Genomic DNA, 17056 nt, shown 5'->3' on the forward strand with positions numbered 1-17056 from the left:
GCGGCATTATCCGTCAAACGGCGGGGCCCAGGCCAATGCCAGGGTGGCGGCGCCTTGCACGGTGCGTGGCAGGCGCAGTGCGGCATTGGCGCCGCCGCGTTGCTCGGCCAGGGCCAGCGCGGCGCTTTCGGCCACCCCATGGCAGCCGCTGAGGGCGAACGCCGTGGGCGAACGGTGGCTCAGGCGGCTTTCGAAGGGGGCCAGTTGCGCGGCCGAAAAGAACACCAGCGGCAACCCCAGTTGCCTTGCCAGTTCATGCAGGCCGGGCTCGTCGGCCTTGAGGTCGATGCTGGCCAGCCCGGCGAGGGCAGAGGCGGGCAGGTGATGGGCGAACAAGGTCTGCTGGAGCAGGGCAGCCAGTTCGCGGGCCGGGCAGCCGCGACGACAGCCCAGCCCGGCATACAGCTGCATCAGGCTGGCTGGCGACGGTACAGCCAGGCACTGAGCAGGCCCAGGGCCAGCCAGAACGCGGCATTGGTCAACAGCGACGCCACCTTGAACTGCGCCTCCAGTGCTTGCGGCGCCAGGCTCTCGTGCACCTCCGGCTGCGGCGCACCGATCACGTGCGGAACAACCAGCAATGCCACACCCAGCGCCTTGAGCAGCCAGTTGTGGGCAAACACGATCAGGGCCAGGCCGGCAGCAGTGGCAGCCGCGGCGCCCACCCACCACAGTTGACGCTGCGCCAGGTCTGCGGCGGCAGTGCCCGGCAGCTCTGGCGGCAGCCCGAGGGTGGGCGCCAGGCAGAATACCGCGAACCCGGCAAGCCCCCAGGCTGCGCCGGTGGCGGTACGGCCGGGCGCACGCAGGGTGTACAGCGCAGCCAGGATCAGGGCAAAGCCGACGGCCACCACCAGGTTGCCACCGGTGGTCGACAGTACGCGCTGCCAGCCGTCTTCAGGCGACCAGGCCTCGGCATCGTGGTGGTGGCCTTCACCCGCGGCGTCGGCATGCTCATGGGTTTGGGCGGCCGGTGCCGGGTTCTCGTAGGTTTCGGCCTGCAGAATCAGCGGTGCGACCCAGAAGCTTTGCAGCAGGGTCAGCAGCAGGGCGGCGAGCAGGCCGGTAAAGCCTGCGGTGCGGGCAATGCGCTTGATCATCGGGGCAGGTCTCAGTGGCAAGGGAACGCGGCGCTGTGGCGGGTATCGTGGGCAGCGTTGTGCACCGCCTCGATGTGCGAGAAGCCGGCGAAGTAGACCAGGCAAAGGCCCAGCAGCGAGGCACCGATGGCGACGGCCAGGCGCTGGCTGAGGGTAGTGGGGGTGACGAGGGGCTGGCTGGCGGTACTGATGGGCATGGCGCGTTCCTTTTGCTGTTGTCGTGTCGTCGGGGCTATCGGCAACAGGCAAGCGCGGCCAACCCCTGCGCGAGGCTCGCCCAGGGGTTCAACAGCGCCCGCCCACCGCGGGTTTGTCATGACTGTATCGGGCCGGTCTCCGGGCTTGCGAGGGCTGGCAGCATGCTCAGCCTGAGGGCGTCACCTTCCCATGCCGCACAGCTGGCACAGTGGTAAAGACGCTTTCCTCGCTTACCGTTGCGGGGGCAGCACCGGATTTGTCGCTGCTTCTTTGCAGAAGCGGCTGACGCACCGGTTTCCCGTTTCACCTTGTAAAAAGGCACCCGAACGAATGCGGCTAGCAAATCATGCGCGCCGGCATCCGTCAATACAGCGGTTGACCTGCCCCGGACCACTGCGTAGCCTAGCCGCTTCGAGGTTCTGCGGCCCTGGCTGCAGCTAAGACGGGAATACGGTTCAAGCCGTGGCTGCCCCCGCAACTGTAAGCGTTGAACGGCATCGGCCGTGCCACTGCCCCGGGCGGGAAGGCGTCGATGCAGCCGGCAGGCGTGCCGGCACAGCGCGAGCCAGGAGACCTGCCTCGAACAGTTTCCGACTTTCAACCGGGCGGGGTGATCCGGTGGCGAATGCGCTCAGGCAGCAAGGCTCCTGCGGCTCTCGTCCTGCATGCCCGCCATCCTGCCAAGGGCACCCCCATGAAAACACTGGCCAAACTCCCCGTCACCATCGTTACCGGCTTCCTCGGCTCGGGCAAGACCACCTTGCTGCGGCACATGCTCGACAACGCCCAGGGCCGCCGCATCGCGGTGATCGTCAACGAGTTCGGCGAGCTGGGCATCGATGGCGAGATCCTCAAGCAGTGCAGCATCGGCTGCACCGAGGAAGAAGCCAGCGGGCGCGTCTACGAGCTGGCCAACGGCTGCCTGTGCTGCACCGTTCAGGAAGAGTTCTTCCCGGTGATGCGCGAGCTGGTGGCGCGCCGTGGCGACCTGGACCATATCCTCATCGAAACCAGCGGCCTGGCGCTGCCCAAGCCGCTGGTGCAAGCTTTCCAGTGGCCGGAAATCCGCAACGCCTGCACGGTGGATGCGGTGATCACCGTGGTCGACAGCCCGGCCGTGGCCGCCGGCACATTCGCTGCCTACCCCGACCAGGTGGACGCCCAGCGCAAGCTCGACCCGAACCTGGACCACGAGTCCCCACTGCACGAACTGTTTGCCGACCAGCTGGCCAGCGCCGACCTGGTGGTGCTGAACAAGGCTGACCTGATCGCTGCCGACGACCTGGCCAGGGTGCGCGCCGAGGTGGCCGAGGAACTGCCGCCTGCGGTCAAGGTGGTGGAGGCCAGCAGCGGCCGCCTGCCGTTGGACGTATTGCTGGGTCTGGGCGCCGAATCCGAGCAGCACATCGACGCGCGCCGTACCCACCACGATTCGCACCATGACGGCGATGACGACCACGACGATCACGACCATGATGCTTTCGACTCCATCTCCATCGAGTTGCCCCAGGCCGACGAAAGCCTGCTGCTCGATGCCCTGACCCAACTGGTGGTGCAGCACGGCATCCTGCGCGTGAAGGGCTTCGCGGCCATTCCGGGCAAGCCGATGCGTCTGCTGGTGCAGGGCGTGGGTACGCGCTTCGACAAGCACTTCGACCGCGCCTGGCGCAGCGACGAGCCACGTACCACGCGCCTGGTGCTGATCGGCCAGGACCTTGACGCCGTGCACCTCGAAGCCAGCCTGCGCGCCGCACTGGGCGCCTGACCCATGCACCTGCTGCGGACCCAGCCCGGCGGCTTTGTGCCGGACGACAGCATCGCCGACCTCGGCCAGACCCCCGCCGACCTGGTGATTCTCTGCAGCGGTGATTCGCACCTGGCACTGCTGGCCGAAACCGCCCAGCAGTTGCCGGACGACTACCCCAGCCTGCGCCTGGCCAACCCGATGCAGGTGCAGAACCATGCTTCGGTCGACCTGTATGTGGACGAAGTGCTGCGCCATGCCAAGGTCATCCTGGTGTCGCTGCACGGCGGCATCGGTTACTGGCGCTATGGCGTGGAGCAACTGGTGGCGCTGGCGGGGCGGGGCGTGCAACTGATCCTGGTGCCGGGCGACGACCGCCCGGACCCTGAGCTGACCAGCCTGAGCACGGTGCCCGCTGCCCAGGCCGAACGGTTGTGGCACTACCTGCGCCAGGGCGGCAAGGCCAATGCGCTGAACCTGTTCCAGTGCCTGGCCAGCCAATGGCTGGGCCGCGACTACCGTTGGGACGAGCCGCAGCAGTTGCCGCGCACCAGTGTCTATCACCCGCAACACCCCCAGGCGAGCGTGGACAGCTGGCGTGCCCTGTGGCAGCCCGGCCAGCCCGTGACGCCGATCATCTTCTACCGCTCGCACCTGCAGGCCGCCAACACGGGGTTCATCGATGCGTTCTGCGAGCGTCTGCAAGGCGCGGGGCTCAACCCGCTGCCGATTGCCGTGGCCAGCCTCAAGGAGGCAGCCTGCCTGGACCAGGTCGAGCAATGGCTGGACCAGGTCGACGCGGCCCTGATCATCAACACCACAGGCTTCGCCCAGTCCAGCCCGCAGCAGCCGCATTTGCGCCCGTTCCGGCGCGACATCCCGGTGCTGCAGGCCATCTGCGCACAGGACAACCAGCCGGCCTGGGAGGCCAGCGAACAGGGCCTGGGGGCCCGCGACCTGGCCATGCACATTGCCCTGCCGGAACTGGACGGGCGCATCATCAGCCGGCCGATCAGCTTCAAGGACCTGGCCTGGCGCAGCGAACGCAGCCAGTCGGACGTGGTGTGCTACAAGCCGCACCTGGAACGCATGGATTTTGTTGCGGAACTGGCCCGGCGCTGGTGCGAGCTGGCGCGCCTGGACAACCCGCAAAAACGCGTGGCGCTGATTCTGGCCAACTACCCGACCCGCGACGGGCGCATCGGCAACGGTGTGGGGCTGGACACCCCGGCGGCGGCGCTCAACATCCTGCGCGCCATGCAGGCCCAGGGCTACCCGGTGGGGCCGTTGCCAGACAGTGGCACGGCGCTGATCCAGGCCCTGCTCGGCGGGGTCAGCAACGACCTCGACACGCTCGACCAGCGCCCCTGTGCGCAGAGCATGGCGCTGGACGATTACCGCGCCGCCTTCGCCCTGTTGCCCCAGGCCAACCAGCAGGCGGTGCGCGAGCGCTGGGGCGAGCCGGAGCAGGACCCGATGTTCCGCAGCGGGCGCATGATGGTCGCCGGCCTGCGCCTTGGCCTGACCTTCGTCGGTATCCAGCCGGCGCGCGGTTATCAGGTCGACCCCAGTGCGGTGTACCACGACCCCGACCTGGTGCCGCCGCATGGCTACCTGGCGTTCTACTTCTGGCTGCGCCACGCCTATGCCGCCGATGCGCTGATCCACGTGGGCAAGCACGGCAACCTGGAGTGGCTGCCGGGCAAGGGCGTCGGCCTGTCGGCCAGGTGCTGGCCGGACGCGTTGCTGGGGCCGCTGCCGAACATCTACCCGTTCATCGTCAACGACCCGGGCGAGGGCGCCCAGGCCAAGCGCCGCACCCAGGCGGTGATCATCGACCACCTGATGCCGCCGTTGACCCGCGCCGAAACCTACGGGCCGTTGCGCGACCTGGAACTGCTGGCCGACGAGTACTACGAGGCGCAACTGCTGGACCCGCGCCGGGCCCGTGAACTGCAGCGCGACATCCTCAACCTGGTGCGCGACAACCACATCGACCGCGAGCTGCAGCTGGAAGGCGCGCTGGACGATGCGGCGGTGTGGCTGCCGCGCCTGGACACCTACCTGTGCGACCTCAAGGAGTCGCAGATTCGCGACGGCCTGCATGTGTTCGGCCAATCGCCGGACGGACGCCTGCGGATCGACACGCTGCTGGCCCTGCTGCGGGTGGAACGTGGTGATGGGCGCGGCCCCAATGCCAGCCTGCTGCGCGCCCTGGCCCGCGGCCTGGGGCTGGGCTTCGATCCGCTGGACTGCGACCTGGGCCTTGCCTGGGAAGGGCCACGGCCGCCCAGCCTGGCACAGGTGAGCAGCGAGGCCTGGCGGACCAACGGCGACACCCGCGAGCGGCTTGAACTGTATGCCGCCCGCCTGATCGAGCAGACCCTCGACGGGGCGCCGGCCAGCCACCAGCACAGCGCCGACGTCGAGGCCGTGCTGCAGGCGCTGCGGGCCCAGGTGGCGCCGCAGCTGGATGCCTGCGGCCCGGCCGAAATGCAGGGCCTGCTGGCGGCGCTGGACGGGCGTTTCGTGCCGGCGGGGCCGAGCGGGGCGCCCAGCCGCGGGCGCCTGGACGTGCTGCCCACCGGCCGCAACTTCTACACCGTGGATGTGCGCAACCTGCCCACCGCCACGGCATGGCGCATCGGTTTCGCCTCGGCCAACCTGATTCTGGAACGCCACCTGCAGGACCACGGCGACCACCTGCGCCAGCTCGGCCTGTCGGTATGGGGCACGGCCACCATGCGCACCGGCGGCGACGACATCGCCCAGGCCATGGCCCTGCTCGGCGTACGCCCGGTATGGGCCAGCGGCAGCCAGCGGGTGGACGACTTCGAGATCCTGCCGGTGAGCCTGCTGGATCGCCCCCGGGTAGACGTGACCCTGCGCGTTTCGGGGTTCTTCCGCGATGCGTTCGGCAACCTGATCAAGCTGTTCGACGCGGCGGTGCAGGCCGTGGCGGCACTGGATGAGCCGGATGACCTCAACCCCCTGGCGGCCAAGGTGCGCAGCGAGCGTGCCGAACTGCTGGCCGCTGGCCTGAGCCCCGAGCAGGCCGAGCGCCAGGCCGGCTGGCGGGTGTTCGGCTCCAAGCCCGGCGCCTACGGCGCCGGGGTGCAGAACGCCATTGACGGCCGTCTGTGGCACAGCCGTGAAGACCTTGCCGAGGTCTACCTCAACCATGGCGCGTATGCCTATGGCGCCTCGGACGACGGCACCGCCGCGCGCGAACCCTTTGCCCGGCGCCTGAGCCAGGTGCAGGCGGTGCTGCAGAACCAGGACAACCATGAGCACGACCTGCTCGATTCCAATGACTATTACCAGTTCCAGGGCGGCATGCTCGCGGCGGCAGAAAGCCTGGCCGGTGCCGGCGTTGCCAGTTACCACGGCGATCACAGCCAGCCGGATCGCCCGCGCATTCGCACCCTCAAGGAAGAACTGAACCGGGTGATCCGTGCGCGTGCGCTCAACCCCAAGTGGATCGACGGGGTCAAGCGCCATGGCTACAAGGGCGCGTTCGAGATGGCCGCGACGGTCGACAACCTGTTCGCCTTCGATGCCACCACGCACCTGATCGACGATCATCATTACCAGTCGCTGGCCGAGGCCTATGTGCTCGATGCCGCGACCCGCGAGTTTATCCGCCAGCACAACCCCGAGGCCCTGCGCGACATCACCGAACGTTTGCTGGAGGCCCAGCAGCGCGGGCTGTGGCAGGCTCCGGGCGAGTATCGACAGGCCCTGGAAGAGCAACTGCTGGACGCAGAGGAATAAGCCAGACATGAGCGAACCCGTACATTTTCCGCTGGCCGCCGTGGTCGGCGCCCACGACCTGAAGCTGGCGCTGTGCCTGACGGCCATCGACCCCAGGATCGGCGGCGTGCTGATCGAAGGCCCGCGCGGCATGGCCAAGAGCACCCTGGCCCGGGGCCTGGCCGACCTGCTGGGCGAGGGGCCCTTCGTGACCTTGCCGCTGGGCGCCACCGAGGAGCGCCTGGTCGGCACCCTGGACCTGGATGCTGCGCTTGGGCAGGGCCGCGCCCAGTTCTCGCCGGGTGTGCTGGCCAAGGCTGATGGCGGCGTGCTGTACGTCGACGAGGTCAACCTGCTGCCCGATCACCTGGTCGACCTGCTGCTGGATGTGGCTGCCAGCGGCACCAACCGGGTAGAGCGCGATGGCATTTCCCATCGGCACAGTGCGCGCTTCGTGCTGATCGGCACCATGAACCCGGAGGAGGGCGAGCTGCGTCCGCAGTTGCTCGACCGTTTTGGCCTGAATGTGGCCCTGCAGGGCCAGCCGCTGCCCGAGGCGCGAGGCCAGATCATCCGCCGCCGGCTGGACTTCGACAGCGACCCGCAGGCGTTCTGCGCGCAGTGGGCCGATGCCCAGGCCGAGCTGCGCCAGCGCTGCCAGCAGGCACGCGAACGCCTGGAACAGATTGCCCTGGATGACCAGGCCCTGGCGCAGATCACCCAGCGCTGCTTCGAGGCCGGGGTCGACGGCCTGCGCGCCGACCTGGTCTGGTTGCGTGCCGCCCGTGCCCATGCGGCCTGGCGCAGTGCACCGGGCATCGAGGCCGAGGATATCGAGGCGGTGGCAGAGTTTGCCTTGCGCCATCGGCGCCATGACCGGCCCGCCGAGCAACCGCCTCGCCCCGACGCTCAGCCCCAGGGGCAATCGAGCCCGTCGAGCGAGCCCCAGGGCAGTGGCCAGTGGGGTGAGCTGCCAGGCCAGCCGGTGGCTGTGGGCGCTCGGCGCGAGGTACCGCGCTGGCCAAAAAAGCCTTGAGCATCCGCCCGCGCTCGCACCCAGCGGCGGATGCCAGGCCCCGTGCAGGCAAGCTCGACCGGGGCCCGCGCGGGCGTGCCCGGGCAGCCGGGCAGGGCAGCGTGGCCTGGCCTGCCACCCTGCTCAAGGGCCGCCCGCGCCAGCGCGACGAGCTGTGCTGGGCGCAGCGCACCGCCGCGCCGACGCAGCTCTGGCTGGTGATTGTGGATGCGTCGGCGTCTACCCGGCGTTACCAGGCACTGAGCAAGGCCAAGGGTTTGCTGGCCGAGCTGTTCGACCAGGCGTACCGGGCCCGCGCCAGGCTCGCCCTGCTCACGGCGAGCGGCCGCGAACCGCGCTGGCAGCGCCACGGCCTGAAGGCCTCTGCCGCGCTGCAGCCCTGGCTGGCGGAGCTTGGCGCCGGCGGAGGCACGCCACTGCTCGAGGCACTGCAGCAGGCCCGGCAATGGCTGACCCAACGCCAGCGGCGCTACCCCAATGAGGTGCAGCACTGCCTGATCCTCACCGATGGCCGGCTCAAGGCCTGGCCGGCGCTCGAGGCACTGCCGTGCAGCAGCCTGCTGGTGGACATGGAAAGCGCACCGGTTCGCCTGGGCCGCGCCAGGCAAATGGCGCTGGAACTGGGTGCGCAATACCAACACCTGGAACAGTTCAACTTGCGTTGAAACAAGTACTTGGGCCGTAAACTGCGGCCAACTGCCGCAGCTGCCGGCGCACACTTCACAAACAAAAAAAGTGCACCCAGTGGGTGCACTTTTGCATGAACGGGGCAGGCCGGAAAGTTACTTCGGCATGCTCCACGGCTGCAAGTCATAACCTTTCTGGCTCAACTCGGCGCGCACTTCCTCGATCAGGTGTGCCAATTGCTGCGGGTCGGAATAGGTGCTGCTTGGAACTTGCTTGCTGCCGATACGGGTGCTGGTCCGGTCGATTACCGCCAGGCTGAGTTCGCCAGTGCCGTTAGGCACATCCCAGGCGACGCACTGGAAAGGTTCGAAGGCGTGGTCGGCAATCAGCAGTGCTTCGTTGACACGGAGCGGGGCGTTCATGGGTTCGGTCTCTCTGTGGTCCCAAACATTGAAAAAGTTGCGGCAAGGTGTGTTCCCTGCGGCAGGTTACTTGTACTGATGCACGCAGTAGTGGGTCAGGTCACACTGCAAGTAATGTTTTTTTAATCGGTGCTGACAATCTGCATTCATTGGCAACATCTGGGACGTTGAATTAACAGGAAAATTCTACCGAGCCGAAAGCAAGGCCGTATTTGCAGACGGACGGTAGTGGGCATTCTGACGTTGGTTGCTACTGTTACAGACGGGCCATACAACATGCTGTTTCTACTAACATTTCCAATAATTGGCGCCAAGGAAAGGTCATGCTGGAACCGGTACCGAACCGCCGCTTGCTGATCGTTGACCCTTGTGACGATTGCCACCGCTTGTTGCCAGGCCTGCGCAGCGTAGGTTGGGACGTGCGCACCTGCACCCTTGCCACTGCCCTGGAGCACCCTTGCGATGTGGGGTTGCTGCGCCTGCACGCCAGCCACCTGCAGCACCCCGATGCGGTCAAGGACCTGATCAGCCGCAGCGGTACCGAGTGGATCGCGGTGCTCAGCGCCGAGGAGCTGCGCGCGCAGAACGTGGGCGATTTTGTGTGCGAGTGGTTTTTTGACTTCCATACGTTGCCATTCGATGTCTCCCGCGTGCAGGTGACCCTGGGTCGCGCATTCGGCATGGCACGCCTGCGCGGCAAGGGCAACCTGCATGTGGATGAGCCCGAGCACGAACTGCTGGGTGACAGCCGCCCGATCCGCGAACTGCGCAAGTTGCTGAGCAAGCTGGCGCCCACCGAGTCACCGGTGCTGATTCCAGGCGAGAGCGGTACCGGCAAGGAGCTGGTGGCGCGCACCCTGCACCGGCAGTCGCAGCGCCACGACAAACCGTTCGTGGCGATCAACTGCGGGGCGATTCCCGAACACCTGATCCAGTCCGAGTTGTTCGGCCACGAAAAGGGCGCCTTCACCGGCGCGCACCAGCGCAAGGTCGGGGGCATCGAGGCTGCCAACGGCGGCACGCTGTTTCTCGACGAGATCGGCGACCTGCCGCTGGAACTGCAGGCCAACCTGCTGCGTTTTCTGCAGGAAAAGCATATCGAACGGGTGGGCGGCAGCCAGCCGATTGCGGTGGACGTGCGCGTGCTGGCTGCCACCCATGTCGACCTGGAGAGCGCGATCACCAGCGGGCGTTTTCGCGAAGACCTGTATTACCGGCTCAACGTGCTGCAGGTGGTGACGGCACCGCTGCGTGACCGGCATGGCGACCTGTCGATGCTGGCCAGCCACTTTTCGCGTTTCTACAGCCAGGAGACCGGCCGGCGCCCGCGCACCTTCAGCGAAGATGCGCTGATGGCGATGGGCAAGCATGATTGGCCGGGCAATGTGCGCGAACTGGCCAACCGCGTGCGTCGCGGCCTGGTGCTGGCCGAAGGGCGGCAGATCGAGGCCCAGGACCTCGGGTTGCAGGGCGCGCAGGTCGAGATGACGCCGATGGGTACCCTGGAAGACTACAAGCACCGCGCCGAGCGCCAGGCGCTGTGTGACGTGCTCAATCGTCACAGTGACAACCTCAGCATTGCGGCCAAGGTGCTTGGGGTGTCGCGGCCTACGTTCTACCGGTTGCTGCACAAGCATCAGATTCGCTGAAGATCCCACGCTACGTCCATTCGCCAGCAAGGCTGGCTCCTACCCGAAGGTAGGAGCCAGCCTTGCTGGCGAATGGCGTCGGCGCAGATCAGAAGTAGTAAGGGAATTTGAGGCTGAAGGTGAAGTCCGGCGCATCGTCGGTCAGGCCGATCGACAGGTTGGGCACTATGGTCAGGTTGTCGGTGGCGGCCAGGGTCATGCCCACGTTGAAATAGGCGGCGTTGGCATCACTGCTGGGCACCGAGGTCCAGCTGTCGCCGGTTTCGGCCGACTTGATCTTGGATTTGCGCGCGATCAGGTCTGACACCGAGAACGACATGCTCATCTTCTCGTTCAGCGCAAAGGCGATACCGGCCCCGATCTGGAAGCTGTCGCCCAGCTTGACCTTGCCCGGCACCTTGACCCCGGACGTGGAGCTGACGTCACTGAACGACTCTTCCAGGGTATGGGTATAGGACAGGCTGCCGAACAGTACTGCCGGGTCGAACGTCTTGACCAGCGAGATGCCCGGGCTGATGGACCATACGCCGTTGCCGGTGGGCAGGTCTTCGGGGTAGGCGAGGCTGTCGTTGTTCGGATCCTGGATCAGCTTGATGCCGAACGGGTCCTTGCCGGTGGGCGCCTTGACCCGCAGGGTGAGCACCGCATCGGGGCTGTTTTCCGATTCGTCGAGGAACTTGTAGGCCACGCCGAAGTTGACATCCCCCAGGGTCGGGTCGCGGGTGACGGTCTGTTCGGTCACGCCCTGGGCGTTGTTGCCGGCGCCCCCGGACTGGTAGGTGGACTCGCGGTAGACGATGGGGGCGTTGATATCGAACTGCCAACGCTGGTCGAGGTTGTAGCGGGCAGTCAGGTCCAGGGTCCAGTTGTCGGCCTTGATGCGGTCCAGGTTGATGTTGCCCAGGAAAATCGAGTCCAGCGCGAGGAAACCGTTGAGGATCAGTTGGCGGGTGTCGTAGCGGGCGTAGGTGATGCCGGTCTCGACGCTGAACTTGCCGCCACCGAAGAAGCCGCTGGCCTCGTCGTACAGGTTGGACACGCTCTGCGCAGGTTCCGAATCGCCCTTGAGCGCTTCGCCGTAGGAACTGCCGGTGCCGGGGGCCGCCCCGGATGCAGTAGCCACCTGGCCTGACCGGGTGGGGGCCGCTGGCGAGCGGGTCAGGCGCTGAGGGGGTGCCGGGGGTTGATCTTCAACCTGACGGACCCGCTGCTCGAGCACCATCAGTGCCTGCTGCTGGGATTCATAACGTTGCTTGAGTGCCTGCAACTCCTGTTTCAGGGCCTCAACTTGCGGATCTGGCGCCGCTTGCAGCAGCGCTGAAGACGCCAGAGTGCTCACACAGACCACTGCCTTCAACGAAAACGATCGATGCATGGGTTAGCCGTCCCTTCCAACTGCGGTGAATTGAGACAGAGCGTAGATCAATATCCGGAAATACGAAGGCCCTTGAGTTGATCCAGGTTGCAGTTCAAGGCCCCGGCAGTAGGCAGGTTGTTGCGCAGTACCACATTGAGCTGGGTGATGTTGTTGACGGCGTTGTTGCCGCCCAGGAGCGTGGTGGCCTGCAGCAGCCCGCCCTGGGCCAGGCGCTGCACCGTATTGCCCTGGTTGTTGTTGGCCTGGATACCCAGCTGGATGCCCTTGCCGGTGGAGGAAACGCTCAGCGTGCCGGCGCCATTGCTGCCGGTGATGGTCTGCCCGCTACCCAGCAACTGACCCTGTGGCTGGCCCGCCGCCGGGGCACTGTTGGCTTCCTTCACGTTGATCGAGACATTGTTGTAGGCCGTGTTGTAGTCGCCCGCCGCGCGTACCGACTGGGTAACGCCCTGGGTCGTGCCAAGGCCGGCCCCGCCGGTGACGGTACCGCTGCCCTGGGTTATCGGGGCGCCGTTGCCATCGCGCGTGTCGAGCGAGACATAGAACTGCGGCTTGAACGAGGACTGCTGCACTTGCATGCTGGCGGTGGCGCCGATGCTGTCGCCGCGGGCGTTCTGCCAGGTGCTGCTCATCACCACGCCAAAGCTGATGATGCGCCCTGGCATCACATAGCGTCCGCGCAGTTCGGACAGTTCCTGGTCCTTGATCTCGATGGGCTTGAACTGCGCATGGGCAGGCAAGCTGGCGGCCAGGCAGGCGGCAACCAGCCAGGTTGAAGTCTTCATCGGGTGCTCCCCGGAGCTTCATGCCCCTTCTGATTAGAAGAAATCACTTTGTATGAAACCAAAATCCATCAACTGCGCATCGTCTACCGGGCTGAACCCGTTGATCTTGTTTTTTGCAGTCAAGGGTTGTGGCGGGTCGAGCAATGCGTTGGCCTTGTCATAGCCAGGGCCGATGACGGCAAAGATGATGCCGTTCCAGCCTTTGACGAAATCATCGAACTTGTAGCGTTTGTGGCCCAGAACCGGGTCACCGATGTACACCCAGTCCTTTTCGGTGCGTTGCAGCACCACGAAGTGCTTGTAGCCGCGAATGTCCATCAGCACCACCACTGGAATGGTGACGCTTTGCAGGCTCTCGGGCGGGATCCGATAGCCCCGGGCACGCATGCCGATGCTTTCCACGTATTTCTTCATGTCCAGCATGGAGAAGCCCTGGGTCTTGACCACTTGCTGGTCGGCGTGGGCGAGCATGCCGTCGATGATGTGTTCTTCGTCGACGTCCAGCCAGTAGGCCTGCTTGAGGACGGTGGCCAGGGCGGCGGCGCCGCAACTGAAATCGGTTTTCTGTTGTACAAGGTCGGCGAAGCGTCGTTCGCGAATGCTCTGGATGGGCTTGTAAATGACATTGCCGCCCGGCAGGGCAGCGATGGGCATCTGTGCGGCCTCGGCCAGGCTGGCCAGAAACAGCAATGCGGCAAGCAGGGCAATGCGCATGGTCTTCGCACCGTGTAGATGGCAGGAAAGGGGCCCCTGGGGGCCCCGTCCTTTTTCAGCTTACAGGCAGGCGCGGCAGCCTGCTGCGATGGACAGCGAGTTGCTTTGCTGGTTGCCCGAGCCGGCCGACACGTTGGCGCCCACGTTGCCCGACACGCCATTGAGCGAGTTGCTCATGTTGGCGTTGTTGACCACAGGGTTGGCCCAGCCGGTAGGTTTGAGCACCTGGTAGGTGTAGACGCCACCGAGTACGAAGCTGCCTTCTTCGGTGAAGGTAAGCTTGTCTTTCTGTGGTTTGTTGCCGCCACGATCATCCCAGCCACCGTTGTGCCCGGGTTTGTCGTCTTTGCGTTCCACGTAGCCGTGGCCTTCGCCTTCGTACTGGCCATAGGCGGCAAAGGCGCCACCGAGGGTTTCCTTGGTGTAGGTACGGTCGGCCTTGTTGTTGACGCTCAGGCCGGAGGTGGACTGGTTGGCGGCTGCGCTGGCCACGGCCACACGGCCGCCGGACACGGCGATTGCCAGGTTGTTTTTCTGTTGGTTGAAGTCGCCGGCGGTCACGTTGACACCGATGTTGCCGGAGCTGTTGTTCGCCGAATTGGTGAGATTGGCGTTGTTCTGGGTAGAGAAGTTGTTGACGATGTTGCTGGTGTTGGTCTGGGTGGCGCTGGAAACAGCAACCGCACTGCCGAAGATGAAGCGTTCGTCGGCGGTGGCGATGGCGGCAACGTTGTCTTGCTGGTTGCCGTCACCGGCTGCCACGTTGGCGCCCAGGTTGCCTTGAGAGCCGTTTGCCGAGTTGTCCATGGTGCCGTTGTTGCGGGTGTTCTCGTTGAGCACACCGTTACCACCATTGCCCTGGGTATCGATCACGGTGGCGCCAGCGCCGGCGTTTACCAGCAGGGCGAGCAGCGCGCTGGAATTGTTGTTGCCGCCGTTATTACCGCCATTGTGTCCGCCGTTGTGACCACCGTTGTTTCCGCCCGCTTGTGCAGCAACTGCCATGACCGCTGCGAGTGCGAATACCAGAGGCTTGAGTGCCATTGTGGGTTTCATGGTGTTTCTCCGCATTGTTTTTAGTTGTTAAGTGTTGTGTTGTGCTGCGTTGTGAACTGCTCGGGTCAATCTGCAACCCGTACGCTCAGGGTGTTGGCCATTCGGTTCCCGACCCCGGCGCTCTGGTTCAACTGGATCACCCCACGGCTGCCGGTGAAGGCCTGATCGCTGGTAGCGACCTGGCGACTGCCGGGGGTTTGACCTGTCGAGCCTGAGCCGTTTGACAGCGCCACGTTCTGCTGGTCGAGGACGCTGTCGTCGATGCTCTGCGCGGTGGCACTGATGCTTACCCGCACGGCATTGACTTGTTGTGTGTTGGCACCGGCCGACTGGTTGATCCCAATCATCCCGTTACCGTTGGTGAAGGCGTTGCCACCGATGCTGGCGCGGGCATTGATCGCGCTGCTGGCAGGGGTGTCGATGCGCTGGCGCACCTGGGTGGTGGCGGTGGCATCGGGGTTGATGGCGATGGCGCGACTGTTGTTCTGTTGCTGCTGGTCGCCAGCCGCCTGGTTGATGGTCACGTTGCCCTTGTAGCCCTGGCCGCTGGCGTTGATGGTGGCGTTGTCATTGACCGGTTGGCCGGCCAGGGCCGACGCGCTGCAGGCCAGCGCCAGAAACAGCAGTGAGTGGTTCATCTCAACGGCCCCCGGTCAGGATCTGCAGCGGCGCAAGGCCACGCTGCACGTTCTGGTTGACCGAATTGGAGATGCTGTTGGCGCCCCCTGCGCCAGGGCCGGCGCCGCCACGCAGGCCCGGCAGGCTGGTGGGCACCGCCCCCATGCCGCGGATGTTGCCGGATGCGTCGGGCATCAACACCCGGTTTACACTGGCACCGCTGGCCACACCGGCAAAGTCGCCATCGCTGAGCTCGTTGGTCTGGCTCAGGATGCGTGGCGACTGATTGGCATTGACGGTCATGGGGCGGGGGTCGGGGGTGCCGGTCGGGCGAACGGCCGAACGGGGCTGAACCTGGCGCTGGATGATGATGGTGCCGTCGCCGGCGGCCAGTATCGGCAGGCTCAGGGTGCTGGCGCCCAGCGCACAGCCCATGACGAAAAGACTCAGCAGCTTGTTGGTGTGATTCCCCACGGCAGCGATTCCTTCTTCGGTGCGCTGGCCCTATCAGCGTTGCGAGAAGGAGAGCAGAAGCTGTGCCGCTTTTGCTTTGTGCCAGCGAATCAAGGGCATAGCGCACGGGGCAGGGGCCGGTCGGAAAACCTGTATCACCGGTGATACAACCGCTGGTCCTTTTTACAGGCCTTGCAGCAGCGCAGATGCCCGGCGTGCCCCGAGGGTGGGTGTATCACCGGCTTAACACGTCACCGCGTGTTGGGCGCAAGTGCTCTGGATCGGCGGTTGAGGTGGCCGGGTGTGTAACGCCGGGTTAACACTCGGTGGCGCAGGCCGGGGGCTTGCCTTCCAGCAGCGCCTGTACGGCCGCCAGTACCGTCGATTGGCGGTATGCCCAATCGCCCTCGATGACGTGCATGGGTTGGCCATGCCGTTGCAGCCATTGGCGGCTGGCCTCGAAGAACGCCTGGCGTTCCTCCAGCCGTGGCTGACAGCGCTGGCCGTCGCCGACCCAGGGCACGCCTGCGGGGCTGAGCAACAGGTGCAGGTCGTAGCGCCGTGCCAGCAGCGCCTGTTCCAGCCACGCCGGGCAGTCGTTGAACAGTACGCGGCTCCACAGCATGTTGCTCAGCAGATGCGTATCGAGTATCAGCAGCTCGGGCTGGCGCGCACGGGCCGCATCCTCCCACACCAGCTGCCCGCGGGCGATGGGGTCGATGTCGGCGTAGCAGGTGTCGCGTCGCTGCTCGTCGATGAAGTGGCGCACGTACTCGCCTACCAGTTCGCCACCGAAATGCGCCTGGATTTCGCCGCCCAGCCAGCTCTTGCCACTGGATTCCGGGCCCGCCAGTACCAGGACCTTCATGGGCTGGCCAATGCCGGGTCACGTCGCCAGCTATGCCAGCCCTGCAGGGCGATCAGGGTGAACAGCGCATACAGCGCGGCGGTGATGTACATGCCTTTGTAGAGGAACAGGCCGACGAAGATCACGTCCAGCACCATCCACAACGGCCAGCATTGCACGCGCTTTTGCGCCATCCAGAACTGCGCCACCAGGCTGAAGGCGGTGAGGCTGGCGTCCAGCCAGGGCTCTGCAGCATCGGTCCAGGTGGCCATGGCCGCACCGAGGGCCAGGCTGGCCAGCAGGCCCACGCCCAGGCCCGACAGCAGCGGCGCGGTACCCAGGTAGGTCACCTGCCGGATCGGGCGATCCTCGCCGGGGCGTGTCCACTGCCACCACCCATAGAGCTGGAACACGGCAAACGCCAGTTGCAGCAGCATGTTCGAATACAGCTTGAAGTCGAAGAAGATCCAGCTGTAGAGCAGCACCACCAGCAGGCCGATGGGCCAGCACCAGGGGTTCTGGCGGGTCGTGAGCCATACAGCGATGACGCCCAGCACGGCAGCGTACAGTTCCAGGCCGGACATCGGCGTTCCTTGAAGGGGGGCAGGGCGGCGATTGTACCTTGTGGCACGTCAGGTGCCAGCCTTGGGTAAGCACTTCGCCGCCAAGGCCGGCT

17 protein-coding genes and 2 riboswitches are annotated in these 17056 nt (G+C 65.7%); of the genes, 5 read left to right on the top strand and 12 right to left on the bottom strand.

Annotated features, from left to right (window positions below):
• Positions 1-6: 6 nt before the first annotated feature.
• From MF6396_RS11715 to MF6396_RS11725, 3 genes are read right to left on the bottom strand one after another with little or no spacing between them, the layout of a single operon-like run.
• Complete coding sequence (locus MF6396_RS11715; protein WP_054914569.1) at positions 7-411, bottom strand: cobalamin biosynthesis protein; 405 nt, start codon at positions 409-411, stop codon at positions 7-9.
• Entirely contained in the window at positions 411-1100 is a 690-nt protein-coding gene (locus MF6396_RS11720) for a CbtA family protein (protein ID WP_054914568.1), read from the bottom strand. Before MF6396_RS11720 ends, MF6396_RS11715 begins: the two co-directional genes overlap by 1 nt.
• A gap of 11 nt (positions 1101-1111) precedes the next feature.
• Positions 1112-1297, bottom strand: a complete 186-nt coding sequence (locus tag MF6396_RS11725) for a CbtB domain-containing protein (protein ID WP_043861453.1) — start codon at positions 1295-1297, stop codon at positions 1112-1114.
• A gap of 113 nt (positions 1298-1410) precedes the next feature.
• Positions 1411-1639: riboswitch (cobalamin riboswitch) on the bottom strand.
• A gap of 56 nt (positions 1640-1695) precedes the next feature.
• Positions 1696-1894: riboswitch (cobalamin riboswitch) on the top strand.
• Between the two features lie 98 nt (positions 1895-1992).
• On the opposite strand from MF6396_RS11725, the gene cobW reads away from it, so the two are divergent.
• From cobW to MF6396_RS11745, 4 genes are read left to right on the top strand one after another with little or no spacing between them, the layout of a single operon-like run.
• A complete protein-coding gene (gene cobW / locus MF6396_RS11730) occupies positions 1993-3063 on the top strand; it encodes a cobalamin biosynthesis protein CobW (RefSeq protein WP_078480382.1) in 1071 nt (356 codons plus the stop codon).
• Positions 3064-3066: 3 nt separating this feature from the next.
• The gene (cobN, locus tag MF6396_RS11735) at positions 3067-6816 is read left to right on the top strand and encodes a cobaltochelatase subunit CobN (RefSeq protein ID WP_078480383.1); all 3750 of its coding nucleotides are present in this window, start codon (positions 3067-3069) and stop codon (positions 6814-6816) included.
• A 7-nt stretch (positions 6817-6823) separates the two neighbouring features.
• Entirely contained in the window at positions 6824-7831 is a 1008-nt protein-coding gene (locus MF6396_RS11740; protein ID WP_043861456.1) for an ATP-binding protein, read from the top strand.
• On the top strand, positions 7828-8496 hold the full coding sequence (locus tag MF6396_RS11745) for a vWA domain-containing protein (protein WP_229589463.1): 669 nt from the start codon (positions 7828-7830) through the stop codon (positions 8494-8496). Before MF6396_RS11740 ends, MF6396_RS11745 begins: the two co-directional genes overlap by 4 nt.
• Before the next feature lie 117 nt (positions 8497-8613).
• Here the strand turns inward: MF6396_RS11745 and MF6396_RS11750 are convergent, their stop codons facing one another.
• Positions 8614-8880, bottom strand: coding sequence for a hypothetical protein (locus MF6396_RS11750; RefSeq protein ID WP_054914565.1), 267 nt, complete (start codon positions 8878-8880; stop codon positions 8614-8616).
• A gap of 323 nt (positions 8881-9203) precedes the next feature.
• On the opposite strand from MF6396_RS11750, the gene MF6396_RS11755 reads away from it, so the two are divergent.
• Entirely contained in the window at positions 9204-10529 is a 1326-nt protein-coding gene (locus tag MF6396_RS11755) for a sigma-54 dependent transcriptional regulator (protein WP_078480385.1), read from the top strand.
• An 88-nt stretch (positions 10530-10617) separates the two neighbouring features.
• On the opposite strand, the gene MF6396_RS11760 is transcribed toward MF6396_RS11755, so the two are convergent.
• From MF6396_RS11760 to pnuC, 8 genes are all read right to left on the bottom strand, one after another.
• Positions 10618-11904, bottom strand: coding sequence for a transporter (locus MF6396_RS11760; protein WP_054914564.1), 1287 nt, complete (start codon positions 11902-11904; stop codon positions 10618-10620).
• A gap of 47 nt (positions 11905-11951) precedes the next feature.
• The gene (locus MF6396_RS11765) at positions 11952-12692 is read right to left on the bottom strand and encodes a hypothetical protein (RefSeq protein ID WP_078480386.1); all 741 of its coding nucleotides are present in this window, start codon (positions 12690-12692) and stop codon (positions 11952-11954) included.
• Between the two features lie 33 nt (positions 12693-12725).
• On the bottom strand, positions 12726-13406 hold the full coding sequence (locus MF6396_RS11770; protein ID WP_043861461.1) for a C39 family peptidase: 681 nt from the start codon (positions 13404-13406) through the stop codon (positions 12726-12728).
• Between the two features lie 60 nt (positions 13407-13466).
• Positions 13467-14462 (bottom strand): hypothetical protein, encoded by a 996-nt coding sequence (locus MF6396_RS11775; RefSeq protein WP_043861462.1) that lies wholly within the window; start codon positions 14460-14462, stop codon positions 13467-13469.
• Positions 14463-14527: 65 nt separating this feature from the next.
• Positions 14528-15100 (bottom strand): hypothetical protein, encoded by a 573-nt coding sequence (locus tag MF6396_RS11780; protein ID WP_043861463.1) that lies wholly within the window; start codon positions 15098-15100, stop codon positions 14528-14530.
• 1 nt (position 15101) lies between these two features.
• Entirely contained in the window at positions 15102-15554 is a 453-nt protein-coding gene (locus tag MF6396_RS11785) for a hypothetical protein (protein WP_370409168.1), read from the bottom strand.
• A gap of 295 nt (positions 15555-15849) precedes the next feature.
• Positions 15850-16401, bottom strand: a complete 552-nt coding sequence (locus MF6396_RS11790; RefSeq protein WP_078480387.1) for an AAA family ATPase — start codon at positions 16399-16401, stop codon at positions 15850-15852.
• Complete coding sequence (gene pnuC, locus MF6396_RS11795; RefSeq protein WP_078480389.1) at positions 16398-16964, bottom strand: nicotinamide riboside transporter PnuC; 567 nt, start codon at positions 16962-16964, stop codon at positions 16398-16400. The genes MF6396_RS11790 and pnuC overlap by 4 nt, the downstream gene beginning before the upstream one ends.
• Between the last annotated feature and the right edge of the window lie 92 nt (positions 16965-17056).

The sequence above is a fragment of the Pseudomonas sp. MF6396 genome, from assembly GCF_002018915.1.
GTDB lineage: Bacteria > Pseudomonadota > Gammaproteobacteria > Pseudomonadales > Pseudomonadaceae > Aquipseudomonas > Aquipseudomonas palmensis.

Excerpts from the sequence above, each read along its gene's own strand:
- MF6396_RS11715 (WP_054914569.1), bottom strand. The coding sequence starts at position 411 with ATGCAGCTGTATGCCGGGCTGGGCTGTCGTCGCGGCTGCCCGGCCCGC.
- MF6396_RS11720 (WP_054914568.1), bottom strand. The coding sequence starts at position 1,100 with ATGATCAAGCGCATTGCCCGCACCGCAGGCTTTACCGGCCTGCTCGCC.
- MF6396_RS11725 (WP_043861453.1), bottom strand. The coding sequence starts at position 1,297 with ATGCCCATCAGTACCGCCAGCCAGCCCCTCGTCACCCCCACTACCCTC.
- cobW (WP_078480382.1), top strand. The coding sequence starts at position 1,993 with ATGAAAACACTGGCCAAACTCCCCGTCACCATCGTTACCGGCTTCCTC.
- cobN (WP_078480383.1), top strand. The coding sequence starts at position 3,067 with ATGCACCTGCTGCGGACCCAGCCCGGCGGCTTTGTGCCGGACGACAGC.
- MF6396_RS11740 (WP_043861456.1), top strand. The coding sequence starts at position 6,824 with ATGAGCGAACCCGTACATTTTCCGCTGGCCGCCGTGGTCGGCGCCCAC.
- MF6396_RS11750 (WP_054914565.1), bottom strand. The coding sequence starts at position 8,880 with ATGAACGCCCCGCTCCGTGTCAACGAAGCACTGCTGATTGCCGACCAC.
- MF6396_RS11755 (WP_078480385.1), top strand. The coding sequence starts at position 9,204 with ATGCTGGAACCGGTACCGAACCGCCGCTTGCTGATCGTTGACCCTTGT.
- MF6396_RS11760 (WP_054914564.1), bottom strand. The coding sequence starts at position 11,904 with ATGCATCGATCGTTTTCGTTGAAGGCAGTGGTCTGTGTGAGCACTCTG.
- MF6396_RS11765 (WP_078480386.1), bottom strand. The coding sequence starts at position 12,692 with ATGAAGACTTCAACCTGGCTGGTTGCCGCCTGCCTGGCCGCCAGCTTG.
- MF6396_RS11770 (WP_043861461.1), bottom strand. The coding sequence starts at position 13,406 with ATGCGCATTGCCCTGCTTGCCGCATTGCTGTTTCTGGCCAGCCTGGCC.
- MF6396_RS11775 (WP_043861462.1), bottom strand. The coding sequence starts at position 14,462 with ATGAAACCCACAATGGCACTCAAGCCTCTGGTATTCGCACTCGCAGCG.
- MF6396_RS11780 (WP_043861463.1), bottom strand. The coding sequence starts at position 15,100 with ATGAACCACTCACTGCTGTTTCTGGCGCTGGCCTGCAGCGCGTCGGCC.
- MF6396_RS11790 (WP_078480387.1), bottom strand. The coding sequence starts at position 16,401 with ATGAAGGTCCTGGTACTGGCGGGCCCGGAATCCAGTGGCAAGAGCTGG.
- pnuC (WP_078480389.1), bottom strand. The coding sequence starts at position 16,964 with ATGTCCGGCCTGGAACTGTACGCTGCCGTGCTGGGCGTCATCGCTGTA.